This is a genomic window from Amphritea sp. (assembly GCF_050300915.1).
GTDB lineage: Bacteria > Pseudomonadota > Gammaproteobacteria > Pseudomonadales > Balneatricaceae > Amphritea.
In genome coordinates this window covers 52,834-76,913 of sequence record NZ_JBNKYN010000007.1, presented here as the reverse complement: position 1 = coordinate 76,913, position 24,080 = coordinate 52,834, and the positions used below count along the sequence as shown (strand labels likewise).

The following is a 24,080-nucleotide window of genomic DNA, read 5'->3' as shown; positions in this document are numbered from 1 at the left end:
TCACCTTGAAACTGTTGGTGCGGACGTAAATGGCCCGAACTGTTGTATACCTGTTGACAAGTTTTCTCCTCTGCTCTTCGGCGGTTTACGCTGAGGAGCATAGCTGTCGTACGCTTTATCAGACAATGCAACACCAGGCTGCACTGCAGAGCTGCTTGCCATTGGCAGAGCAGGGAGATGGTGAGTCCAGCTTTATTCTTTCTAACCTCTACAGTCAGGGTGGCGAGGGTGTACCCGCTGATCTGCGCCAGGCACTACAGTGGCTGACTCGCTCGGCTGAGCAGGGCTATGGCCCAGCCTGTTATAATCTTGCGAGCCTGCATGAGCGAGGCGATGTGGTGCCACAAAATCTTCCGCTGGCGTTCAGCTGGTATCTGAAGGGTGCAGAGCTGGGACACCTTGCCAGCCAGTTGAAAACCGGTATCAATTACCTTAAAGGTGCGGGGACTGAACAGGATCTGTCCGAGGCCCGGCACTGGCTGGCGGTTGCTGCTGATAAAGGCGACCAGAGTGCCCGGATAACCCTGGCGGCGCTGCTTAAGTCCAGTGATCCTGAACAATCAATGGAACTGTTTCGGCTGGCTGCTGAGCAGGGTAGTAGCTACGCTCATTATCAACTGGCGCTGCTCTATCGGGAACCTCCTGACGGTAGGGAAATGGATCTGGATAAAGCCCTGTATCATGCTACTGAGAGTCTGCGGCTGGGGTCTGAACCCGCGGTTGATCTGGTGGAAAGTCTCAGACAGCAGATGGCACTTGAGGAGTCCCGCAGAATCGCTGCTCAGGCTGAGCTGACTGAGGCGGTGCAAACTGTTGCAGTGCCTGTTCCGCAGACGTTAACGGTTGAAACGACGTCACCTGCGGGGGCGGCGGGTGCGGTTGAAAATAGCGTTGGGCTGCATGACTTTGACTGGCTGCTGGCGCAGCCTGAAAGTCGTTATGTATTGCAATTGGTACAGTTGAGTAGTGAAGATTCAGTTAAAACGTTTATTCAGGATAACCAACTGGATGGAAAAGTTAACTACTTCCGGGCAGTCACCGCTGCCGGTAACATGTATGTGGTGCTCTATGCTGAATCCGGCGCTTCGCTGAGTGCTGCCCGGGCAATTGCCGCAGAGCAGCTGCCGCAAAAACTGTCAGGAATGGTCTGGTACCGCACCTACCGGGCAATTCGCAGTGCGTATACGCCGGTTAGATAGGAGGTTGTATCCGCAAGCGTTATGAGCAGAAAAAGTCTGTGTTAAAAACAGAGCCAATGGGTTTTAAGGATTAACAATGTTACAGGGATTAAGGCTAATTATTGCCATCGCGATTGTGCTGGCTAGCAGCGGAGCTATAGCGGCGGATATGCGCCAGTGTCAGCAAGCATATCGTGAAGGTAAAGTGGTGCAAGCCTATGATAGCTGTCTTCCACTGGCTCAGGTGGGTGAACCTCAGGCCGCGTTTATTCTCGCTCGTCTGTATGCGCTGGGGGTCAGCGGCAAAGGGCCTGACTGGGTGAAAGTGGTGGAGTGGCTGAGAATTTCTGCCGCCAGTGATCATGATGAAGCAGCCTATAACCTGGCAATCGCCTACCAGAAAGGCAAAGGCACTGCCGTTGATCTGCAACAGAGCCTCAAATACTACCGTCAGGCGGCGGAGCTGGGTAATCCAAAGGCGATGCGGAACCTGGCGCTGCTGTATGAAAAGGGCGAAGTGGTAGAACAGAATATCCCTCAGGCATTTTCCCTCTATCTGGGGTCAGCGGAAGCTGGATTGCCTGATAGTCAGTTAAAAGCCGGGCTGATGCTGCTGCAGGGCGAGGGCGTGGAAAAAGACCCGGTAGCTGCCCGTCGCTGGATTGAACAGTCAGCACTAGCGGGAAATGACAAAGCGCAACTGGCGTTGGGTGTACTGTTGGCAGATTTTGATCCGGATACTGCGATTTACTGGTACAACCAGGCAGTGTCTGGCGGAAACGCTTATGCCGCCCATAATCTTGCGTTGCTTTACGCTGAAGGTCAGGGGGTGGCCCGGGATCTGTTTCAGGCGCTGGCTTATGCCGACACCAGTATCGGGCTGGGAAACCTGCAGACACAACCTTTGTACGATAAGATTTTAGCGGATCTGCAGCAGTCCACTATCAGTCTGCAACGTCTGCACAGCGAGAGTGGGGTTATCACTCCCCCTGCACCGTCCGGTCGCGGAGAACCGCAGCCGTTGAGTGGCAGTACCGGGAGCAATGCCGATGATCAGGACGGCCGTGAGATATCTATGATGGATCTTAACTGGCTAAAGGCGCAGCCGCCGGAACGCTTGGTGGTACAACTTGCCAGACTGACCAGCCGGGAGCGAGCAATACGCTTCATGATTGATTACAATTTGCAGCGCATCGCGTATAGCGTCATCCTTGCATCACATGATTATGTGATTTTACTGCAAGATAATTTTGGCGATAAAGCCGATGCTCAGCGTGCCCTTAAATTAAAACTTCCACCCTCCCTGGCAACGGATGCCTGGGTGCGCAGCTTTCGCTCGTTGTATATGAACTGACCCCGGTGAAGATTCTTCTACTTTCTGCTTATGATGCCGCCAGTCACGTTTACTGGCGTACAGGTCTGGTGGAAAACCTCGATCAGCATCAGTGGACAGTGTTAACCCTGCCGCCGCGGTATTTTTCCTGGCGGATACGCGGTAACAGTCTGAGTTGGGCGTTTAATCAACGTGAGACGCTAGAGCAGCCGTACGATCTGGTGGTTGCCACCTCAATGACCGATCTCTCAGCCCTGCGGGGCTTTGTTCCGCATCTGGCCAGTATTCCAACGCTGGTTTACTTTCATGAGAACCAGTTCGCATACCCGGAGTCCGGGCGTGAGTATGGTAATGTAGAACCGAAAATTCTGAATCTTTATACCGCGCTGGCTGCCGATCATATCTGTTTCAATACCGCGTATAACCGCACGACTTTCCTCTCCGGCTGCCGTGAACTACTGAAAAAACTGCCGGACCAGGTGCCCCCAGGGGTGGTTGAGTGGCTGGAACAGCGCTCTTCGGTGCTTCCGGTGCCGTTACCGCAGAGTGCATATCTGCCTCATGATCCCCAGCCGGGGCCTGTTCGCCTGATCTGGAATCACCGCTGGGAGTTTGATAAAGGGCCGCAACAGCTGCTCAGCGCGGTAGAACGACTGCTTGATAGCGATGTCGATTTCAGGCTGGATATGGTTGGTCAGCAGTTCCGCAATGTGCCTGAACCATTTCGCCAGCTGAAGTCATTGCTGCAAGCCCGGGCGGGACAGGTGGGGTTTGTTGAGTCCGTTGAGCAGTACCGTCGATTACTGCAACAGGCAGATCTCGTTGTTTCAACAGCACTGCATGATTTTCAGGGGATCGCCGTACTGGAAGGGGTGGCCGCAGGTGCTATGCCTTTGGTACCCAATCGGCTGGCCTATCCGGAACTTTTTCCTGCGGACTGTTGCTATAGCAGTGGTGACGGGGAGTGCGAAAGTCTTGTCGCTGCGGTGGTTCGCTACGCGCATTGCAAGCATGCAGGAGAAGACATCCCAACACCGGATATCTCGGCATTAAGCTGGGATAACATGGTGTCTCATTACGAGCGGTTAGTGCAGCGGGTTGTTAACCCTGGGGCAGGTTAGAATAGATTCGTCTCCCTCCAGGGATAAAGGTGGTGCAATCCACGATGACAGTGCGCTGTCAGGGCAGTGCAAGGGGGTATTGCACTGCCCGGTCGTCTGGCTGTCGACCCAGCCAGCGGAAAGCGAGCCGCAGAACTTAATTTAATCCAGCCAGCAGTGCATGCCATTCAGGGTGAACAAAACCGTTATCTTTCATCACTGTCGTGAATGAAAAACTTTGCTGATTGGTTTCCAGAGTGACTTTGGTCGCCTGATTTAAAAGCGCTTTTAACGGTTTCTCTGATACGAATGGACGCATTGAAACCCGCATCCCTGATTCAGTGATACCGTTGCGGGTGTAGCTCTCTGTTGGCGTAAGCGGATAGGCCTGTTCGTCGATCCAGAGTGTTGCGCCGCTAATGGCGTGATAGGCGCCGCTGACGGCCACTTTCAGCGTCTTAGGACGGGTATTCTTATAATAGAGCGCGCTGCAGATATCATATTGATTGCAGCTCAGTGAATGGATTACCTCATCAGGCAACTGACGTGGCAGATTGTAATCGGGTTGGTTAATGGTGCCGCAGCCCGTCAGCAGTGCCAGACAGAATATGAGTGAGTACTTCATGTGCGCGTCTCTTCAGAAAAATAAAAGGGGATAGTGTGTAAATGATTATAACGATGATACCACAGGCTGCAATACGAGCCGCAGGCTCTCCGCCGATTTTAACTATGATCATGCGGGGCTTCGGGCTCGCCTGGCTGCCTTATCGTTGCAATCAGTTCACTCCAGGCCCGCGAGAAGAGTATGCCACGCCTCATCAGTATAGCCGGGACGTTTCAGGGGGCGTGTAATAGAATAGCTTTGCAGGTCGGCATCGATTCTCGCCCGGACGCCATGTTCCAGTTTCTCTCTGATCGCCAGTTCTGAGCTGAAGCGATGCATAGAGGCGCGCTGGCCCGTTGGTGTTTTACGGTAAACGGTTTCTAGATGCAGCGGTTGGAGTGGGTAGGTTGTGCCATCGATCCAGATGCTGGCTGCGGTGATGGGGTGATAGATACCCTTGACCACAATAGTAACGTGGCCAGTACCCTGTTCTATCTCTAGTGAAGCGTTGCAGATTCCCTGACCAATACAATCAGATTTCTGGACAGTGTCGAGAGACAGCGGGTCAGGCTGATTAATAGTGTTGCAACCAGCGAGGATTAACAGCGAAAACATGAGAGCAAAACGTGACATGAGTACTCATCCCTGAGAGAGTGATGCTTAAAAATTCGCCATTATACGGTTGTGTTGTGTGATTGCAATGCGGAATTCAAACGTCTGTTTGTTCTGCTGGGCCGTTTTAGTTTCTCTTGTCTGCGGGTAATTATATATTCAGATAGTTAAGCGGCACGGCTGTCGTATCGACGATTTTGCGCATAATAAATGCTGACTTTACTCCGGTGACCCCCTGAATGCGGGTGATCTTACCCAGCAGAATATCGTGATAGCGGTCCATATCCGGTACCGCAACCTTGAGCTGATAATCCGCATCGTGGCCGGTAATCAGATAGCATTCCATCACCTCAGGAAAGCTGCTGATAGTGGTTTCAAAGGTCTCAAAGCGCTCCGGAATATGCTTATCCATGCTTATATGCAAGATAGCGATCAGGTTCAGGTCGACCGCCCGCTCATCGATTCTTACAACCCGGTCTTTTATTACCCCCGCCTCTTCCAGTGCTTTTACCCGTCGGGAACAGGGGGCAGCGGTCAGGCCCACTTTCTCGGCAAGATCCTGATTAGACACGCCGCCATCATGTTGCAGTTCGCGCAATATTTTTAAGTCAAAACGGTCAAAAGGATGGTTTGATTTCATGGTTTTAGTACTCTGCGCAATTATTTCTATGAAAGTAGTGTATTTTATTAAGAGATATTGCGCAAATTTATGGTTTTTCCTGTTTTTAGCTCGGTTATTGCGCAACAAAGGCTTTACACTGTGCTCTATTGATTGCTGCAGCGATAAATATTTGCCGAGAGCCACCAAAGCATACCGTTATCAGCGGATGTGGATGACAACACCAGAAGTGTCTAATCAGGTTTAAGCGCCAGCCTACCGGGCTGATCAAGGTGTACCACAAGTATGCGACTGACAGATTTACTCCCGCGCTTTGCCGCGCGGGACTTCAACCCAGTAACCTCATAAATCCAAAAAACTGCCACACTGAGGCAGATGATAAGCAGGACAACGCTATGTTTGACCATCGTAAATACAGTGCATTTAAACCGATCCGTTTGACCGACCGTACCTGGCCAGACAAGACTCTGACACAGGCTCCTGACTGGTGCAGTGTAGACCTCCGGGACGGTAATCAGGCGCTGGTGAATCCGATGAGTGTCGAGCAGAAAACGCGACTATTTGATCTGCTGGTTAAGATCGGTTTTAAAGAGATTGAAGTGGGATTTCCATCCGCCTCTAAACCTGACTTTGATTTTGTGCGTAAGCTGGTAGATGAAAACCGTATTCCTGAGGATGTCACCATTCAGGTGCTGACGCAGGCCCGTGAAGACCTGATTAAGCGCACCTATGAAGCGATGTCCGGGGTAAAAAAAGCGGTGATTCATGTGTATAACTCCACTTCAACTGTACAGCGGGAGCAGGTATTTGGTCAGTCCCGTGAAGGGATTAAGGCGATTGCGGTGCAGGGGGCAAAATGGGTGCAGCAGTATGCCCAGCAGCATCCGCATACGGAGTGGTCGTTCCAGTACTCACCGGAAAGTTTCAGCGGCACTGAGATGGATTATGCCATTGAAGTCTGTGATGCGGTGATTGAGCAGTGGCAGCCTGAAAGTGGCCGCGACATCATTATCAACCTGCCGGCAACGGTGGAGATGTCGACGCCGAACCGCTTTGCCGATCAGGTGGAGTATTTCTGCCGTCATCTGGTTAATCGTCAATATGTGCGTATCAGCATGCACACCCATAATGACCGCGGCTGTGCGGTGGCTGCTGCGGAGCTGGGGGTTCTGGCCGGTGCTGACCGGGTAGAGGGTACCCTGATGGGGAATGGTGAGCGCACCGGTAATATGGATGTCATTACCATGGGGATGAATCTGTATTCTCAGGGGGTTGACCCGCAGCTGGATTTCTCCAACATCATGGAGATTAACGACGTGGTGGAAAGCTGCACCGGTATTCCGGTGGGTGTGCGTCACCCCTGGGCTGGCGAGTTGGTCTATACCGCATTTTCCGGTAGTCATCAGGATGCGATTCGCAAGTCGGTTAATTATCATACTGAGCATAAGAAACCCCACTGGGATGTCGCCTATCTGCCGATTGACCCACGGGATATTGGTCGTGAATATGAAGCAGTAGTGCGTATTAACTCCCAGAGTGGTAAAGGGGGCGTAGCGTTGGTACTGGAGCGGGATTACGACATCACTTTGCCAAAGTGGATGCATTTTCCTCTGAGTCGCGTTGTTCAGGGAGCTGCAGAGCAGAGTGGTGTAGAGGTTTCGCCCACCAATATCAAGCGTTTGTTTGATGAGCATTTTATCTCGGTGGCGGACGCCTGGCAGTTGCATGACTATGATCTGCATACCCAGGGGCACCATGTCAGTGCCCGTTTTAAAATTGGTGAACAGACGTTTAACGGCGAAGGGGCCGGTGCCCTGGAGGCGTTGTGTGCTGCACTGACCGCAGCTTATCGCTGTACAATTGAGGTTATTCACTTCGATCAGCATGCAATCGGTGGCGGTACCGATGCCAATGCTCAGGCCTCTATTGCGGTGCAGATAAACGGCGAGGAATATTGTGCGGTTGCCGTGGCGGAGGATACCTCAGCAGCAGCGTTGCAGGCGATGCTGACCGCCTTCAGCCGCACCGGTATTGCAACGGCGCAGGCCGCCTGAGTCTGATTAAACCCGTTAAAAAAAACCGGCAGTTGATGCCGGTTTTTTTGCTGTACTAATTTAATACAGGTATTGTTTGAGAAGGAGTATCAGCCTTACCTGTGTAAACTGTTTTCCAGGCCATCATTAAAATGGCTTTTCTGCACCGGACGCAGGTTTGAGGTTTGCTTCAGTTTTCATTTTCGGGCTAACAAAACAATGCAAACCAATATTCTGATTCGGATTCAGCCGATTCTGTTCTCCATCTTTGCGGTGGCTGTAAGCCATAACCTGTTTTTTGTGATGTTGCCGATTCGTCTGAAGGAGAGTGGTTTCGCCTCCTCAGATATTGGTATGGCGATGAGTATGTTTGCCGTTGGGGCAATTATGGCGGGGCTGTTTGGCTCCCGTGCGGTGCTTCGTGCCGGTCATATCCGGGCGTTTTCCTCGATGGCAGCGACCCTGGCAATTGTCTCGGTCTGCCACAGTTATTTCATCAATATCTGGGTCACCGGTGGGTTAAGAATGGTGGCCGGATTCTGTTTTGTCACCAGCTTTATTACCCTTGAGAGCTGGCTGAATGTGCTCAGTGATAAGCGCAACCGGGGTAAGGTGTTTGGCACCTATCAGATCTGTTTCGCTATCGGTTTTGGCTCTGCGCCGTTTCTGTTCAGTCTTTCCAGTGAGCATGATCCCCGTTTGTTTGGCCTCATTGGTGTGTTCCTCTGTATCTCCCTGATCATCATGTCGATGAGTCGTCTGCCCTTGCCAGAGCTGCCCAGCCGGCCTCGTCCGATGTCGCCGAAACGGCTGTGGAGCTATTCACCCTCGGGTACGCTGTCCTGTTTCTGTGCGGGTTTGATCAGTGCTGCCAGCGTTTCATTGATATCGCTCTATGCCTATGATCACGGCATTACCGGTATCTGGCTGTCACTGGTATTGGGGTCTTATCAGTTGGGGGGCTTACTGACGCAATACCCGGTTGGCTGGCTGGCGGATCGCTATGATAAGCGTCTGGTGGCTGCGGGTCTGATGGTGATGGGTATCTGCAGTAACTTACTGATTGTCACCGAGTACTTTATCCCGATGCCGGTAGAGATGCTGGTGGTATTGTTTCTGATCTCCGGTGGTTCCGGGGTGGCGTTGTTCCCGTTGGCGGTGACTCAGGTATTCGACCATATCGACCTGAAAGAGGCGATGTCCGCAACCAGTATGATGCAGATTCTGCTGGGCTGTGGCGGTGTGTTGGGGCCGATCATTGCCGGTTTTTTAATGACTCAGTTCGAGACTATTTGGCTTTACTATTATCTGGTCGTCGTGCATCTGTTTGTCGCGGTATTTCTGATGGTACGCAAACTGTTTGTGCGTACCGAAACCTTAGAGAGCCACTCGAAATACCAGGTTAGCCTGCAAAGCAGTTCGGTGGGTTCCTCTGTATTGGGGCCTCAGCTTGACTACAACCTGGCAGAAATTGGTGATCCTGAACTTAAACTGCTGCTGGTGGCGCTGGGGCAACAACCGAAAGACCCTGCCATCTTAATCAGTACGGCACTGGAGGGGTCTTCTCTGAAAGCGCGGGATGTGGCGATTCATCTGGTGCTGGCGCTGCCTAAACGTTCCGGTGAACTGATCAAAATGCTGGTCGCGCTGTTCCCCGATCAGCGTCTGGCGATCGCCTATTCATTGCGTGATCTGTTTATTCTGCGCAAGGAACGGATTAATGCGATGCTACAGGAAGCGTTGATAGAGGGCGCTGATGATATGGAGCGCACTGAGATCGATTTGATGCTGGCGCATATCGCCCGTGAGTTGGATGAAGATGATCGCTAGTCAGTGTCCAGCCCTGCCTGAGTAACCAACAGCCAGAAACATAAAAGCCACCCGATGGTGGCTTTCAGCTGAAGCAGTCTTGTGACAAACGATTGATTAGCTTGCTTTAGGGTTGGGGCCTGCTTTTGGTCCGCGGCCGACGCGCTTCTTCGGTGATTTTTTCTGCGAAGAGGCCTTTTTAGCTGCTGCTTTAGCCACCGCTTTCTTGTTTTTGACTTTGGGCTTCTTCGGTTTTGCTTTGCCGCTGCCCTTACCGGGTTCCGGCTTTTTCGGAGCCAGGCCCGGGAAGGTGATACGGGGCAGCTTTTCGCCGATAAAACGCTCGATCTTGCCCAGAGTTGCCCAGTCTAGCGGCTCAACAATCGACCAGACGGTACCTTTGGCACCATCACGGCCTGAGCGTCCACAGCGGTGGACGTAACTGTCTGCCTTCATTGGCAGATAGAGATTAATCACATGGGTCAGATCTGGCAGATCCAGTCCTCGACCCACCACGTCGGTGGCGATGATGATCTTAATCCGGCCACGGCGCATCTCTTTGATCCGCTGAGTCCGTTCACTCTGACGCATATCGCCATGCAGGCCGTAACAGAGCATGCCGGCATTGCGGATAATGGTGACCCACTGCTCTACCTGCTTACGGCTGTTAACGAAGATAATCCCCTGTTTCAGCTGTGGCTGATGGATCAGCGCTTTCAGCAGGTACTCTTTGTGTTGTTCGTTATCGGCCCGGTAGACAAACTGCTCAATGTTTTCAGGAATATGGCGGGGCTGATCGACCGCGATCACCTGGGAATCTTCATTCAACAGATCAGCAGCAAACTGCTGGATCTTTTCACCCTCAAGGGTGGCGGAAAACATCAGTGTCTGGCGTTGCAGTGGCAGCACATCGGCGATCTGCTTAATCTCGTTGATAAAACCGAGATCGAGCATCCGGTCAGCTTCATCGATAATCAGCATCTCTACCAGCGACAGATCGAGCCACTCCTGCGCGTTCAGTTCCAGCAGCCGGCCGGGAGTTGCCACCATAATGTCAATCGGCTCTGCCAGCATCGCTTTCTGCATACCAAAGGGTACACCACCGACGATCAGGCAGCTTTTAATGCGGTTGTGCTGGGTCTGCAGTTCGATCACCTGATAGATCTGTTTTGCCAGCTCCCGGGTTGGGGCCAGAATTAGAATCTGTGGTGCACTGCTATAGTCCGGGTCTTTGTCGAATACTTTTTGCAGGGCGGGCAGCACAAAGGCCAGGGTTTTACCGGTACCGGTGGGGGCGGATGCCAGTAGATCGAAGCCCTCCATGGCGACAGGGATCGCCTGTTTCTGGATCGGGCGGGGGCTGAGAAAGTTGTTGTCAGCCAATGGGCCCAGAATTTCCAGATCCAGATTTAGGTCGATAAAGAACATCGATGGGTACTCACAGGTTTAAAGGCGCAAGCATACCTTATTTTTGCCAGCGCGGATATTTCAGGCGCTGGGGATTGGCCTGTTTATCGTGCTGAATACATGAATATTTTCTTATATTTGCCCGGGATTGTGATTGCGCCTTGAGGTACTCGGTCACAACGCCTATCATTCCGCGCTGGCCGTTTAGTATCGGCGATATTTTTGATTATCGTCTATAGTGTTTCACGGTGTTGTTTCTATCGTTTCCTGTTTGAGAGCTGTCTTTTGTCTGAATTTATTCCCGGCCAACGCTGGATCAGTAATACCGAATCGAATCTGGGGCTGGGCTTGGTGACCAGTGTATCTAACCGTCGCGTTGAGATTCTCTTTCCTGCCGTTGAAGAGGAACGTACCTACGCTATCGATAACGCGCCGCTAAGCCGTGTGGTCTATCCGGTGGGAGAGCAGGTGCGCAATGCCGCAGGCCTTAAAGTCACGATTACCGCCCAGCAGGAACTGAATGGCTATATGGTCTATCAGGTGGAAGATACTGAGGGCGAAATCCTGGTGCTGGAAGAGCGTGATCTGGACAGTTCAGTGCACTTCAGTAAACCCCAGGACCGTTTGTTTGCCGGTCAGGTAGATAAGCTGAGTCAGTTTAAACTGCGGGTGGAAACCCTGAAAAACCAGTTTGCCCATCTGCAGTCCGGAAGTTACGGCTTGCTTGGCCCCCGGGTGCAACTGTTGCCCCATCAGCTGTATATCGCTCATCAGGTGTCCCGCCGTTTTGCCCCACGGGTACTGCTGGCGGATGAAGTGGGTCTGGGTAAAACCATTGAAGCGGGTTTGATTCTGCATCAGCAACTGATCAGTGGCAAAGCGTCCCGGGCGCTGATTGTGGTGCCAGACAGCCTGGTACATCAGTGGCTGGTGGAGATGCTGCGCCGCTTTAACCTGCGTTTTACCATTCTCGATGAGCTGCGCTGCGAAGCGCTGGAGCTGTCTGATGAGGGGGTTAACCCGTTTGAGACCGCGCAGCTGGTGCTGTGTAATCTTTCATTCCTTAAGTCCAGCCCCGACCGTCTGGTACAGGCGCTGGATGCCGGCTGGGATATGCTGGTGGTGGATGAAGCGCACCATCTGGTCTGGTCTGAAGAGGAGTCCAGCCCGGAATATATCTGTATTGAAGCACTGGCCCGTGAAGTGAAAGGACTGTTGTTGTTAACCGCGACCCCTGAACAGCTGGGTGTCGACAGTCACTTTGCCCGGCTGCGTTTGTTAGACCCGGATCGTTATTACAGTCTGCAACAGTTCCGCGCAGAAGAGGAGGGCTATCAGCCGGTGAGTAAGCTGGTGGCCCGATTGTTGGATGAAGATGCCCGTGAGCAACTGAAAGATGCTCCCGAGGTATTCACTCAACTGGGTAGCTATCTCGGTGAAGCCGTGGCTATGCAGTTGCAGGAGGAGTTGCAGAATGACTCCCTTGACCAGGCGATTCAGGATGCGGTGGCCACGTTGCTGGATCACCACGGCACTGGCCGGGTGCTGTTCCGAAATACCCGTGATGGGGTGAGTGGTTTCCCCAAGCGGGTGTTACACAGTTATCCACTGCCTGAACCTGATTTCTATCTGGCCAGTGAACAGCAACTGCTGGCCCAGGCGGATCTTGAAGAGCGACTGCACCCGGAACTTATTCTGGCAGACCGCTGGCTGGAAGCTGATCCGCGGGTTGAATGGCTGGTGGACTGGCTGAAGCAGAATCGCGATCAGAAAGCCCTGGTGATCTGTGCCTATGCGGAAACCGCCAAATCGCTGGAAGAGCATCTGCGCCTGTATGAGGGGGTTCGCTCGTCGGTGTTCCATGAAGGGATGTCGCTGGTTAACCGCGATCGTGCTGCGGCTTATTTCGCCGACGAAGATGAGAGCGCTCAGGTACTGATCTGCTCTGAGATCGGCAGCGAAGGCCGCAACTTTCAGTTTGCCAGCCATCTGGTGCTGTTTGACCTGCCCCTTAATCCTGATCTGCTGGAGCAGCGTATTGGCCGGCTTGACCGGATCGGCCAGCGACATGATGTGCAGATCCATGTGCCTCATTATGAGTTCAGTGCTCAGGCGGTGCTGCTGGACTGGTTCCATCGTGGCCTGAACTGTTTCGAGCGTGCCTGTCCGGTGGGGCAGGTATTGTTCGATCAGTTTCTGGAGCAACTGATTCCGGCGCTGTTTGACGAGTATGACGAAGCCAATACTGAGCAGTTGATCAGTAGTACCCGTATAGAAGCTGACCGTTTGTTGGCGCAGTTGCAGCAGGGGCGTGACCAGCTACTGGAGCTGAACTCCTGTAATCCGGTGAAAGCTGCCGCGATTGCTGAAAGTATGGAGGTCACTGGCAACAGTATCGAGCTGAGCAGCTATATGGAACGGATGTTCGATCAGTTTGGTGTCGAACAGCAGACCCACAGTAGCCAGAGTATTATTCTCAGCCCGGGCGATCATATGCATCATGAAAGTCTGCCGGGGCTGCCTGCTGATGGCATGACCGCAACCTATAGCCGCGCACTGGCGCTGGGGCGGGAAGATATTCAGTTCCTCACCTGGGAGCACCCGCTGGTGATGGGCACTATGGATATCGTGGTCAATGGTGACTTCGGTAATACCGCGGTCTGCACTATTACATTGCCACCGCTGAAGCCCGGAACCCTGCTGCTTGAAGCTATTTTCACCCTGCATTGTGCGGCGCCTAAACAGCTGCAGGTGCAGCGTTATCTGCCGCAGACGCTAAGCCGTATTGTGGTGGATGCCAACGGCACCGACCTCAGTGCTATTCTCACCGAAACCCACATTAACAATCTGGCGGAACGGGTGGGCCGACGCCAGGCGGTAGAGATTGTAAAACACACCCGCAGCGAGGTAGGGAAGATGGTGGATCGGGTTGAAGCGCTTGCCGCAACTCAGTTCCCGGCGATGCTGGTTGAAGCCAGGCAGAATGTGGCTGATCTTCTGGGGGCTGAGCAGGAGCGTCTCAGTGCGCTGGCGGCGGTGAATCCGAACATTCGTCAGGAAGAGATCGACTACCTGACACAAAATCGTGCCGCGCTGGATCACCACCTGGAGAGTGCATCCCTGAAACTGGATGCGATCCGGGTGATTGTAGCGACCTGATCTCTGTTATCATTGTCAGTTGCATTCAGATGAATTCAGTATAACCGGAGCAGACTTTGGCCAACGTGGAAAACTTTACCGATCTGGGGTTAGACCCCCGGCTTAGCACCATCCTCGCGCATCAGGGGATCACTGAGCCTACCGAGATTCAGGCCCAGGCAGTGCCGACGGCGATTACCGGACATGACCTGATCGCCTCATCTAAGACCGGCTCCGGTAAAACCCTGGCCTATCTGTTGCCAACCATGCAACGGTTGATGCGTCAGAAAGCGCTAAGCAAAAAAGACCCACGGGTGCTGATTCTGACGCCAACCCGGGAGCTGGCTAAACAGGTCTATGCGCAGCTGCGCAGCCTGGTGAGTGGCACTCAGTTGAGAGCGGTGCTGGTGCTGGGCGGTGAAAACTTCAATGATCAGGCCAAAGCTCTGGGTAAAGACCCGCACGTGGTGGTGGCGACTCCGGGACGGCTGGTCAACCACCTGGATGAACGCTCGCTGTTTCTGGATGGCTTGGAACTGCTGATTCTTGATGAAGCCGACCGGATGCTGGATCTGGGGTTTGCTGAGCAGCTTAACCGGATCAATCAGATCGCCAGCCACCGTTTGCGGCAGACGCTGATGTTTTCGGCAACACTTGAACATGCTGAAGTAAACAGTATGGCCAAAACCCTGCTGAAATCACCGAAGCGGATCGCCATCGGTGCCGCTAATGCTGAACACGCGGATATCGAGAAACGCTTTTACCTTGCGGACCATCTGGATCATAAGCAGGCGTTGCTGGAGCGTATTCTGGACACCGAGAGCTACCAGCAGGTGATCATCTTTACCGCCACCCGTGCCGATACTGAGCGGCTCTCACAGCTGCTGTCTGGCAAGGGCTTAAAAACCGCTGCGCTGAGTGGCGAGATGAGCCAGGCCGACCGCAATAAAATCATGGACAGCTTCAGCCGTGGTCAGCAGCAGGTGTTGATTACCACTGATGTCGCCTCCCGCGGACTGGATCTGTTGCAGGTGTCGCTGGTGGTTAACTTCGATATGCCGAAGCAGGCTGAAGAGTATGTTCACCGGATTGGACGTACTGGCCGGGCAGGGGCTAAAGGGGTGGCGATATCGCTAGTCGGCCCGAAAGACTGGGACGCGTTCAAACGGGTCGAGAGTTTTCTGCAGCAGGCGGTGAATTTCGGCGAGCTGGAGGGCTTAAAGGCGAAGTTTAAAGGGGTTAAAGAGCTTCCGGCTGTTAAAGCGCCTAAGTCTGAGGCAGGGGCGGCTGTTGCCCGGCCTAAACGGGTGGTGAAAGCGCCGCAGGATCGTAAGAACCGACGTACAGCTAATCGACAGATTGTCTCGGATGATGGCATGGCACCACTGAAAAAGAAGAAAATCGATTAGTCTCTGTCGCGATAATAAAGCCAGCCTGAGTGCTGGCTTTTTTGTCGTTGATGGGGGGTTAACACCTGCTTTAGCCGATCTCTCATCTATTGACCAGCACCTATTTATACACCTCTCAAAGTGATGACAGATAGCTTTGTAATAGGTCGTCTACCTCCTAATAATAGAGATAGATAACGTATGGGGGATTCACATGAAAAAAATGAGCGGTATTTTCGTTGCTGTTTGCGTATTGTCTGTATCTGCGCCTGTTGTACATGCCGGTGGTGCCGAAGTATTTCAGACCTGCGTCGAGTGTCATGGTGCAAATGCTGAGCTTTCAGCTATGGGCAAATCTCAGGTGATAAAAGGCTGGCCAGCGACGCAGATTGTTGAAGCGATCAATGGTTATAAGGCCGGTACCTATGGCGGGCCGTTGAAAGCGTTAATGAAGGTGCAGGGCGATAAACTGGACGATGCTTCGATTCAGGCTGTAGCTGAGTATATCTCTGCGCTTTAAGCTGTTGAATTAAGCTCAGGGTAACTCGCCCGCTGAGCGCTAATACTGGCTTGCAGTTAAGTGCTCAGCAGTAACCTACCCACTTTCCCCGTGGGCGGTTTGTACAATATTAGTATCTGAAATTACTCATTTTCAACAAAATAGATCTATGCTGAAAGGACGCTTAATTAGAGATTGACCATCATGGTATAGACCTGATTTATCGGTAGTGTCAGGTTACAGGTTGGAAAGCCTTTAGCTGTTGGAGATATGGATGTTCAGAATAGCCCTGTGGCTAGTGCTAGTAATAAGTTTGACATGCAGCTCTCTGATCTCTGCATATGGGGCAGATCAGCCTGTTAGTTCAGCAGTCCTCAAGGCAGATATTTCAGCTACATCGGACCTCTCCGTTAATTCAACTAAATCCGATACGGGCATCGAGTCACCGCTTTCCTGGCGAGAACAGCATCTGAGTGCGGCAGAGATCGCCTGGCTGCAGCAGCATCCCCAGCTTAAACTGGGGATCGATCGTAAGTTCTTTCCCTATGAGTGGATCGATAAAGAGGGTAACTATACCGGTATAGCCGCCGATTATTTCCGCTTGTTGGAACAACGGCTACAGGTCACGTTTATTCCTGTTACCGATAAGCCCTCCTGGAGTGACGTTCTAAAGGGCGCCAGAGCCGGTGAGTTTGATCTGATGTCCTGTCTGGTTAAAACCGGCGATCGTGAGGCTTTTCTGGATTTCAGTGAACCCTACCTTTCCAGCACCGCCGTGATTATCAGTGAACAGTCCAAAGGGTATGTTGGTACGCTGGATAAACTCAAAGGTAAACTGGTTGCTATACACAAGGGGCATTTCACTAATGAGTTGTTGCGGCGTGACTATCCTGAGATAAACATCATCAATCCTGGCTCTATTCAGGACGCTTTGAAAATGGTGGCTGATGGTGGTGCTGATGCCTTTGTTGGCGATGCGACCGCTGCCAGTTTTGTCATGAAGCGGGAGGGGATTCTCAATCTGAGTTTTTCCGGGCACACCGATTATCAGAGTGATTACCGTATCGGCGTTTATCGGGGAAACCCGCTACTGTCCGGGATTATCGAGAAAGCGCTCAACAGTATCACCGACGCTGAGCGTAACCAGATATTCGATCACTGGAGTGGTCTGGGGGTACCAGCCAGCGGTATTGCACTGGAAAAAATACTGAAAATCAGTGCTTTGGTAATGCTTGTCCTGCTGTTTTTTATCTACTGGAGCTTCCGTTTATACCGCTCTGAAGAAGCCCACCGACTGAGTGAGCAACGCTTCAAAAATCTGGTGGACACCACCGATGGCATTGTCTGGGAAGCTGACTGCAACACTTACACCTATACCTATATCAGTGAGAACGTTGTCAGGGTGTTTGGCTATGAAGTCGATTTCTGGTTAAAACCCAATTTCTGGAAAGAACATATCCACCCCGATGACCGGCAGCGGGCGGTTAGTTTTTGCGATGCCGAGGTTGCAAATCTCAGAGATCATCAGCTGGAGTATCGTTTTTTAACGGCCAGCGGCGACACTGTCTGGATTCGGGATATGATCAGTGTTGTGGCTGAAAACGGAAAGCCGCGCTGGCTGCGTGGACTGATGCTGGATATTACTGAACAGAAAGCGGCTGAACTGCTGATGCGGCAAAGCGAATCCCGCTTTCGCGATTTGATTGAAAGTCTGCCAGCCATTGCGGTGCAGGGGTATGACGAAGCACGTAGAGTAATCTACTGGAATGATGCCAGCGAGGCTCTTTACGGTTATAGCCGCGAGGAGGCATTGGGTCAGCCACTGGAAAGGCTGATTATCCCGGAACCCATGCGCGAGATAGTGGTGGAGAATCACCGCAACTGGCTGGAAAAGGGGGTGGAGATCCCCGCTTCCGAGCTGGAGTTACAGTGTAAGGATGGCAGTCTGGTACCGGTATTCTCCAGCCATGTGATGCTCAGATCCGCTGAGGGTGGTCAGGAGATGTACTGTATTGATGTTGACCTGATTGAGCAGAAACGGGCACATGCTGAGCTGACGCAAATGGCCCATTTTGACCTGCTGACCCAGCTACCCAATCGCAGAACTTTTACTGACCGTCTGCTGCAGATGATGAAAAGATCGGATCGGGAGGGCGAACAGGTCGCCGTAATGATGATCGATCTGGATCGTTTTAAAGAGGTGAATGATACCCTTGGACATGATTATGGCGACATGCTTTTGCAAGGAGCTGCTGAGCGATTAATCTCCTGCGTGCGTGACACCGATACAGTCGCTCGCTTAGGTGGTGATGAGTTTCTGGTGATTCTGGGGGGGATTGGTGATCATGCGGCGATTGAGCGAGTTGCCCGTCATATTCTGCAACAACTGACTGAGCCCTTTCTGCTTCAGGATAATCGAGCCTTCGTTTCCGCCAGTATCGGTATCACCCTCTATCCCGCTGATGCAATGACGCTGGAAGCATTAATGAAAAATGCAGATCAGGCAATGTATGCGGCGAAAGAGGAGGGGCGCAACCGTTTTCATTACTTCACCCCCGAGATGGAAGCTGCGGCGCAGAAACGGCGGCGGATGCTGAACGAGTTGCGTGAAGCGCTTAACCTACAGCAGTTTGAGGTCTATTATCAGCCGATCGTCAATATGAAAGATGGCTCGGTTGTTAAGGCTGAAGCGCTGTTACGCTGGAATCACCCACATGGACAGATCTCTCCGCTGGATTTTATCCCGCTGGCTGAGGAGACCGGTCTCATTGTTGATATTGGTAACTGGGTGTTTGCTGAGGTGGTGCGGCAGACATCCATCTGGCACGCACGTTTTGATACTGATCTTCAGGTGAGTCTGAATACCTCGCCTGTGCAGTATCAGGATGAGTTCAGCGGTAAACCAAACTGGTTTGGTAATCTTCTTAAGGATGGCCTGCGTCCTGCAAGCCTCTGTGTTGAAATTACCGAAAGCCTGCTGATGGAAGCGGGAAGGGGCGTTACTGACAAGTTGTTACAGTTCCGCGATCAGGGTATAGAGGTGGCGCTGGACGATTTCGGTACCGGTTATTCATCACTGGCCTATCTGAAGCAGTTTCATATCGATTATCTGAAAATAGACCAGAGCTTTGTTTCTCATCTGACACCAGGATCTCAGGATCTGGTGCTCTGTGAAGCGATTATCGTCATGGCGCATACACTGGGTATCCGGGTAATTGCCGAGGGGGTTGAAACCGAGCAACAGCGGCAAATGTTGCTCGATATTAACTGTGACTTTGGCCAGGGGTATCTGTTTGGTCGGCCACTGCCTGCCAGTGAATTTTCAGCCCGATGGCTAGATGAGTCCCGGGTGATCGATGAGGTTGAGTGAGGCAGGTCGGGTTCACTAATGTTTCTGCGCAGGCCTGTACCAAGTTAAATCGGGCAGGTAGCGGTTTATTTAATCCCGGAGTTCATGCACTTTCATCCCGCTTTACCAGCCTGCGTGCTGTCGGCTTTTTCTTGATATTCTTCAGTTTTTTCGCTTAATAATTATCAAGTTATATATTGTTAATCGTTGTTACCAACTTTCTGGCTGCAGAGGGTAACAGGCTGTTACTGCTGGCCAGGCTTATTGCTTCCCAGGGCTTGGTGGGCATATACGCATTTTTTACTGCGCAACGCTACAGGAGGGGAGTGATGAGCAGTTGACCTTACCATTCTGTGTCGCGTTGACATTGCTGAGTTCGTTCAGACTATCGCGGTAGGCTGGTTGCTCCGGAGCAATTACAACCGCACAGTAGATCGACTCCATCGCCGCCTGGAGGCAGCCTGATTGCATCAGTGAATAAGCCAGATTATTCCAGCCTGCGGCGGGAGTGGTGCTGTGATTAATATAGCGGATAAAATAATCAGCAGCGGATTGGAAACGTTGTTGGGTATAGCTGATGTTGCCCAGCCCCATCAGTGCAGCAGCATTGTCGGGCCACTGCTTTAACGCGGTCTGATAGGCCTGGGCTGCCGCTTGCTGCAGCGCTGGGGTGCGTGAACCCAGTTGCTCAAGTTTGTTGACGGCGGCAGTATAACCCAGAGGTGTAGCGGTTGCGGGTAGCTGATCCGGAGGTAGTATCACTCTGGCCCAGTGGTCAGCCCTTGACCAGGTTTTTTCAAACAGGGAGAGGTCAGCTGGGTAGCGTTTCTCTGGTCCCGAGCGTAACAGTATCTGTTGTGCGTTCAGGTCATAACCGATAGCTACCGCGAAATGCCACTGGGGTAGCCAGCTAAATCCCAGGTTTTGCATCACCAGTACCGGATGTCCGGCATCCAGCTCCAGTAATATATTCGTCACTGCAGGCTTCAGCGGGTAGACAATCAGATTAAACTGTCGTGCGCGTGCTTCCATCTCAACCGCCAGCGTGCCGCCCTTTTTTGGTATGTAGAGCGAGGGACGCAGCTGTTCCGGCGTAATTGTTATCTGATTATAAGCCAGCATGGTTGCCAGTGAAGCGGGGCCGCACTGGTCATCCTGCTGCGGGAAATAGGCGAGCTCATCAATCTCAGTGGCTCCCCGGATGCCGGGGGTGGTGGTTAATGAGTCGATCAGTCGCTGGTTGCTGCTACAACCGGTTATCAGCACTGTGGCTGTTAGCAGAATGATTGCCAACAGCTCAGCGGATAACCGGCTAAACAGAGTGTCAGCCCGGTTAGCGATTAATGCAGTGAACAAAGCTGAACAGGTCGGTTGCACACAACATATCGGTGATGACAAAAATCACGAACACCAGGCCAACTAACCCCAGAATACCTTCGCCAGCAGGTTGCGAAGCAAGGTTAGCATTTAACTGGCTGATCTCATCCGGTGTCAGGCTGGCAACCCGTTGTTGCAGATCCTGAGGATCGACTCCCATATCGACAAGCTGTTGTTGCAGTTCAGTTGATTCCAGCTTCTGTAGCAGATCACTTTTCGTGTACTGTTGGTGTTCTGTCTGGATAATAGTCTCGGTTGAAACCATTGCGGCATTCACGGTCACGCTTTGAAAACTCATTATCAGCATCAATGCGATAACTATCCTGCCTATCCAGGTGCGCTTGAGAATGTTGTGTAGCATCATGATCTATATCCTTTTTATGAGCAGCTATTCCCCCCCGGCAAAGCGGCTTTATAAATAAACTGATTCAGCTGTTTTGCTAAATCGCCTGAGTTGACAAACAGTTGACCCTAGCAGTGTAGTTCAGTTTGTATGAAGTAGCCCGGTAAGTGTAAAACAGCAGGCGTAAATACAACAACCCGTATCGATTGCGCGCCTCTAAATAAAAAGCCAGCAGGATAACTGCTGGCTTTACGGCGCGGTAATTGGGAGAGGCTGTGCTTTAGCCAGCAATACCCTGCTTTTTCAGATACTCTTCGTAACCGCCGCGGAAGTCAGTCAGACCATCCTCTTTCATGTCGATGATGCGGGTCGCCAGAGAGGATACAAACTCACGGTCATGGCTGACAAAAATCAGCGTGCCATCAAAGTTTTCCAGCGCCAGGTTGAGGGCTTCGATCGATTCCATATCCATATGGTTAGTCGGTTCGTCCATCAGCAGGATGTTGGGTTGTTGCAGAATCAGTTTGCCCAGCAGCATCCGGCCTTTTTCACCACCGGAGAGTACTTTTACCGACTTCTTAATCTCATTCTGAGAGAACAGCATCCGTCCCAATGCCGCCCGGATAACCTGCTCATCAGAGCCTGATTTTGTCCACTGGGCCATCCAGTCAAACAGGTTGCTCTCTTCAGCGAAGTCGTGGGCGTGATCCTGAGCGTAATAGCCGATGTTGCTGTTCTCAGACCATTTTACCAGTCCACTATCCAGCTCCAGTTCGCCCAGCAAACTTTTCAGCAGCGTGGTTTTACCGATACCGTTGGGGCCGATAATTGCTATCCGCTCGCCTACTTCAACCATCATATCGAGGTCTTTAATCAGCGGCTCGCCACCGTAGCCTTTGGTCAGACCTTCCACTTCCAGAGCCAGACGATGCAGCTTCTTCTCCTGGTCAAAGCGAATATACGGGCTCTGGCGGCTGGAAGGTTTGATATCGTTGAGTTCGATCTTTTCAATCTGGCGTGCCCGCGAGGTTGCCTGCTTTGCCTTCGATGCGTTGGCTGAGAAGCGGCTGACGAAGCTGCGCAGTTCAGCGATCTGGGCTTTCTTCTTCGCATTGTCCGACTGCAGACGTTCCTGCAGGGCGGTGGAGGCGATCATATAATCGTCATAGTTGCCCGGATAAATCCGCAGTTCACCGTAGTCCAGATCGGCCATATGGGTGCAGACCGAGTTGAGGAAGTGACGGTCGTGGGAGATGATGATCATGGTGCTGTTACGGTCGTTCAAAACGCCTTCCAGCCAGCGAATCGTGTTGATATCCAGGTTGTTGGTAGGCTCGTCCAGCAGCAAGATATCGGGATCGGCAAACAGTGCCTGTGCCAGCAATACCCGCAGCTTCCAGCCGGGCGCGACTTCACTCATCGGGCCAAAATGCTGTTCTGTCGGAATATCCAGTCCCAGCAGCAGCTCACCGGCACGGGACTCGGCGGTATAGCCATCCAGTTCGGCAAATTCGACTTCCAGTTCGGCGACTTTAATGCCTTCCTCTTCGGTCATATCGGCCAGCGAGTAGATACGATCACGTTCCTGTTTAATAGCCCATAACTCGGCATGGCCCATGATCACTGTGTCGATAACGGTGAACTCTTCAAAGGCAAACTGATCCTGGCGCAGCTTACCGATTCGTTCATTCGGGTCTTTGCTGACGTTACCCGCAGAGGGTTCCAGGTCATTACCCAGAATCTTCATCAGGGTGGATTTACCGCAGCCGTTCGCGCCGATCAGGCCGTAGCGGTTGCCCTCACCAAATTTAACAGAGATATTTTCGAACAGTGGCTTAGCGCCAAACTGCATAGTGATATTAGCGGTAGTCAGCAAAACAGGAACCCATCAGTCTAAGCGTTGAGGTATAAATATGCGCAGTATTGTCCCACAGATCGGGCTTGAAGTGTGTGAATAGAGTGTTTCTTTTTGATAATTTAATGTAGATACTTCACCTGTTCTGTAACAGGTCGGGTATATGGATAAGAAACAGCTTATAGCACAGATCATCTGCAAGCTTCAGGCAGATCTCGATATCAACATAGCCGCAGCAAAAGAGGCTCATGACGCGGCGACGCACGAAGAGAGTGTGGCGGAAAATCAGTATGACACTCTCGGTCTTGAAGCCTCTTATCTGGCCCACGGACAGTCAAAACGGGTGCAGGCGCTGGAAGTTAATCTGGCGGATTACCGTGCTATGCCGGTGCGAGAGTTTACTGAAGACTCCGCTGCTGGTCTGGGGGCACTGATTACCCTTGAAGGGGTTCAAGAAGACAGTGCCAGCATCGTGAAACATCTGTTTATTGGTCCTGCAGGGGGCGGTATTCAGATTAACGATGGCACTTATACGGTTGTTGTTATTACCCCGGAAGCACCGATTGGTCAGGTGTTGCTCGGTCGCTATCTGGGGGATTTGGTTAAATTGCCGCAGGGTGAATTTGAGATTACGGCGATCCGCTGATGACGTATAATCGCCGTCAACTTTTAAGCGGGCTCAACAGCAGCCCTGAAGTACATTAAGGAATAACCATGAGTGTTACCAAAGATAAAGTTGTGCAATTTCATTACAACCTGACCGATGCTGATAACAGTGTTGAAGAAACCACCCGGGGAGGCTCTCCCATGGCATACCTGCACGGCCACGATAATATGATCAGTGGTCTGGAACAGGCGATGGAAGGGAAAGCGGTAGGGGATACTTTTTCGGTCACTCTGGAGCCAAAAGATGCCTATGGCGAGTTTCTGCCAGATTGTGAACAGCGGATTCCGGTAAAACACCTGCAAGGCGCGAAGAAATGGCGTCCGGGCATGGTCGGCACCGTGCATACAGAGCAGGGGCTACGTCAGGTTAAAGTGGTTAAAGTCGGTAAGTTCATGGTGACGGTGGATAACAACCATCCACTGGCGGGTAAAACACTGACCTTTGATATCGAGATCGTTGATATTCGTGATGCCTCTGCAGAAGAGGTATCCCATGGGCACGCCCATGGTGATGGTGGGCATCATCACTAAAACGCCTCTGGCGTTTTAGTGCAGAACGCAGCTGCGCTGCTTGCTAGACGCTACGCTTGTTAGTGGCTAGAACGGAAACTGCGTTTCCTGCTAGAAAAAGCCAGGACAAAATATAAACCGCCGCGAGGCGGTTTTTAAGTTTTTGTAGGAGCCCCTTTAGCATGCCCTCTGGGTATCAGGGGCGATGGAGTGTCAGGTAGTTAGGGCGCTAGCAAGCAGCGTAGCTGCGTTCTGGCAAG

General features: G+C 52.1%; 18 protein-coding genes. 11 read left to right on the top strand and 7 right to left on the bottom strand.

Translation table 11 applies throughout. The features are described from left to right. Window positions 1–29 precede the first annotated feature (29 nt). The 3 genes from ACQY8X_RS03410 to ACQY8X_RS03400 all read left to right on the top strand — a co-directional run bounded on the left by ACQY8X_RS03410 (window position 30) and on the right by ACQY8X_RS03400 (window position 3,632). A complete protein-coding gene (locus ACQY8X_RS03410; protein WP_428033737.1) occupies window positions 30–1,199 on the top strand; it encodes an SPOR domain-containing protein in 1,170 nt (389 codons plus the stop codon). Window positions 1,200–1,275: 76 nt separating this feature from the next. Then, window positions 1,276–2,532, top strand: coding sequence for a hypothetical protein (locus ACQY8X_RS03405; protein ID WP_428033736.1), 1,257 nt, complete (start codon window positions 1,276–1,278; stop codon window positions 2,530–2,532). Window positions 2,533–2,537: 5 nt separating this feature from the next. After that, window positions 2,538–3,632, top strand: coding sequence for a tRNA-queuosine alpha-mannosyltransferase domain-containing protein (locus ACQY8X_RS03400; protein ID WP_428033735.1), 1,095 nt, complete (start codon window positions 2,538–2,540; stop codon window positions 3,630–3,632). Between the two features lie 136 nt (window positions 3,633–3,768). Here ACQY8X_RS03400 and ACQY8X_RS03395 read toward each other — a convergent pair whose 3' ends face one another. The 3 genes from ACQY8X_RS03395 to ACQY8X_RS03385 all read right to left on the bottom strand — a co-directional run bounded on the left by ACQY8X_RS03395 (window position 3,769) and on the right by ACQY8X_RS03385 (window position 5,467). Continuing rightward, a complete protein-coding gene (locus ACQY8X_RS03395; protein ID WP_428033734.1) occupies window positions 3,769–4,236 on the bottom strand; it encodes a hypothetical protein in 468 nt (155 codons plus the stop codon). A gap of 156 nt (window positions 4,237–4,392) precedes the next feature. After that, the gene (locus tag ACQY8X_RS03390; RefSeq protein ID WP_428033733.1) at window positions 4,393–4,848 is read right to left on the bottom strand and encodes a hypothetical protein; all 456 of its coding nucleotides are present in this window, start codon (window positions 4,846–4,848) and stop codon (window positions 4,393–4,395) included. A gap of 130 nt (window positions 4,849–4,978) precedes the next feature. Then, complete coding sequence (locus tag ACQY8X_RS03385; protein WP_428033732.1) at window positions 4,979–5,467, bottom strand: Lrp/AsnC family transcriptional regulator; 489 nt, start codon at window positions 5,465–5,467, stop codon at window positions 4,979–4,981. A 374-nt stretch (window positions 5,468–5,841) separates the two neighbouring features. Here ACQY8X_RS03385 and leuA point away from each other — a divergent pair, with 374 nt between their 5' ends. Both leuA and ACQY8X_RS03375 read left to right on the top strand, forming a co-directional pair. Continuing rightward, entirely contained in the window at window positions 5,842–7,500 is a 1,659-nt protein-coding gene (gene leuA / locus ACQY8X_RS03380; protein WP_428033731.1) for a 2-isopropylmalate synthase, read from the top strand. 198 nt (window positions 7,501–7,698) lie between these two features. Continuing rightward, the gene (locus ACQY8X_RS03375) at window positions 7,699–9,309 is read left to right on the top strand and encodes an MFS transporter (RefSeq protein ID WP_428033730.1); all 1,611 of its coding nucleotides are present in this window, start codon (window positions 7,699–7,701) and stop codon (window positions 9,307–9,309) included. A 96-nt stretch (window positions 9,310–9,405) separates the two neighbouring features. On the opposite strand, the gene ACQY8X_RS03370 is transcribed toward ACQY8X_RS03375, so the two are convergent. Beyond that, complete coding sequence (locus ACQY8X_RS03370; RefSeq protein WP_428033729.1) at window positions 9,406–10,716, bottom strand: DEAD/DEAH box helicase; 1,311 nt, start codon at window positions 10,714–10,716, stop codon at window positions 9,406–9,408. A gap of 264 nt (window positions 10,717–10,980) precedes the next feature. On the opposite strand from ACQY8X_RS03370, the gene rapA reads away from it, so the two are divergent. From rapA to ACQY8X_RS03350, 4 genes are all read left to right on the top strand, one after another. After that, the gene (rapA, locus tag ACQY8X_RS03365) at window positions 10,981–13,854 is read left to right on the top strand and encodes an RNA polymerase-associated protein RapA (protein ID WP_428033728.1); all 2,874 of its coding nucleotides are present in this window, start codon (window positions 10,981–10,983) and stop codon (window positions 13,852–13,854) included. Window positions 13,855–13,919: 65 nt separating this feature from the next. Beyond that, complete coding sequence (locus ACQY8X_RS03360; RefSeq protein WP_428033744.1) at window positions 13,920–15,242, top strand: DEAD/DEAH box helicase; 1,323 nt, start codon at window positions 13,920–13,922, stop codon at window positions 15,240–15,242. A 193-nt stretch (window positions 15,243–15,435) separates the two neighbouring features. Further along, on the top strand, window positions 15,436–15,741 hold the full coding sequence (locus ACQY8X_RS03355; protein WP_428033727.1) for a c-type cytochrome: 306 nt from the start codon (window positions 15,436–15,438) through the stop codon (window positions 15,739–15,741). A 292-nt stretch (window positions 15,742–16,033) separates the two neighbouring features. Continuing rightward, a complete protein-coding gene (locus ACQY8X_RS03350; protein ID WP_428033726.1) occupies window positions 16,034–19,090 on the top strand; it encodes an EAL domain-containing protein in 3,057 nt (1,018 codons plus the stop codon). 279 nt (window positions 19,091–19,369) lie between these two features. Here ACQY8X_RS03350 and ACQY8X_RS03345 read toward each other — a convergent pair whose 3' ends face one another. The 3 genes from ACQY8X_RS03345 to ACQY8X_RS03335 all read right to left on the bottom strand — a co-directional run bounded on the left by ACQY8X_RS03345 (window position 19,370) and on the right by ACQY8X_RS03335 (window position 22,665). Continuing rightward, entirely contained in the window at window positions 19,370–20,425 is a 1,056-nt protein-coding gene (locus ACQY8X_RS03345; RefSeq protein ID WP_428033725.1) for a PA2778 family cysteine peptidase, read from the bottom strand. After that, entirely contained in the window at window positions 20,403–20,810 is a 408-nt protein-coding gene (locus tag ACQY8X_RS03340; RefSeq protein WP_428033724.1) for a PA2779 family protein, read from the bottom strand. Before ACQY8X_RS03340 ends, ACQY8X_RS03345 begins: the two co-directional genes overlap by 23 nt. A 259-nt stretch (window positions 20,811–21,069) precedes the next feature. Next, on the bottom strand, window positions 21,070–22,665 hold the full coding sequence (locus ACQY8X_RS03335) for an ABC-F family ATPase (protein ID WP_428033723.1): 1,596 nt from the start codon (window positions 22,663–22,665) through the stop codon (window positions 21,070–21,072). A gap of 142 nt (window positions 22,666–22,807) precedes the next feature. On the opposite strand from ACQY8X_RS03335, the gene ACQY8X_RS03330 reads away from it, so the two are divergent. Beyond that, window positions 22,808–23,290, top strand: coding sequence for a transcription elongation factor GreAB (locus ACQY8X_RS03330; protein ID WP_428033722.1), 483 nt, complete (start codon window positions 22,808–22,810; stop codon window positions 23,288–23,290). A 68-nt stretch (window positions 23,291–23,358) separates the two neighbouring features. After that, window positions 23,359–23,841, top strand: coding sequence for an FKBP-type peptidyl-prolyl cis-trans isomerase (locus tag ACQY8X_RS03325; RefSeq protein ID WP_428033721.1), 483 nt, complete (start codon window positions 23,359–23,361; stop codon window positions 23,839–23,841). The last annotated feature ends 239 nt before the right edge of the window (window positions 23,842–24,080 follow it).

Coding starts and splice junctions, on each gene's coding strand:
- ACQY8X_RS03370 (WP_428033729.1), bottom strand. CDS start 10,716: ATGTTCTTTATCGACCTAAATCTGGATCTGGAAATTCTGGGCCCATTG.
- leuA (WP_428033731.1), top strand. CDS start 5,842: ATGTTTGACCATCGTAAATACAGTGCATTTAAACCGATCCGTTTGACC.
- ACQY8X_RS03325 (WP_428033721.1), top strand. CDS start 23,359: ATGAGTGTTACCAAAGATAAAGTTGTGCAATTTCATTACAACCTGACC.
- ACQY8X_RS03375 (WP_428033730.1), top strand. CDS start 7,699: ATGCAAACCAATATTCTGATTCGGATTCAGCCGATTCTGTTCTCCATC.
- ACQY8X_RS03355 (WP_428033727.1), top strand. CDS start 15,436: ATGAAAAAAATGAGCGGTATTTTCGTTGCTGTTTGCGTATTGTCTGTA.
- ACQY8X_RS03395 (WP_428033734.1), bottom strand. CDS start 4,236: ATGAAGTACTCACTCATATTCTGTCTGGCACTGCTGACGGGCTGCGGC.
- ACQY8X_RS03330 (WP_428033722.1), top strand. CDS start 22,808: ATGGATAAGAAACAGCTTATAGCACAGATCATCTGCAAGCTTCAGGCA.
- ACQY8X_RS03410 (WP_428033737.1), top strand. CDS start 30: ATGGCCCGAACTGTTGTATACCTGTTGACAAGTTTTCTCCTCTGCTCT.
- ACQY8X_RS03390 (WP_428033733.1), bottom strand. CDS start 4,848: ATGTCACGTTTTGCTCTCATGTTTTCGCTGTTAATCCTCGCTGGTTGC.
- ACQY8X_RS03405 (WP_428033736.1), top strand. CDS start 1,276: ATGTTACAGGGATTAAGGCTAATTATTGCCATCGCGATTGTGCTGGCT.
- ACQY8X_RS03385 (WP_428033732.1), bottom strand. CDS start 5,467: ATGAAATCAAACCATCCTTTTGACCGTTTTGACTTAAAAATATTGCGC.
- ACQY8X_RS03340 (WP_428033724.1), bottom strand. CDS start 20,810: ATGATGCTACACAACATTCTCAAGCGCACCTGGATAGGCAGGATAGTT.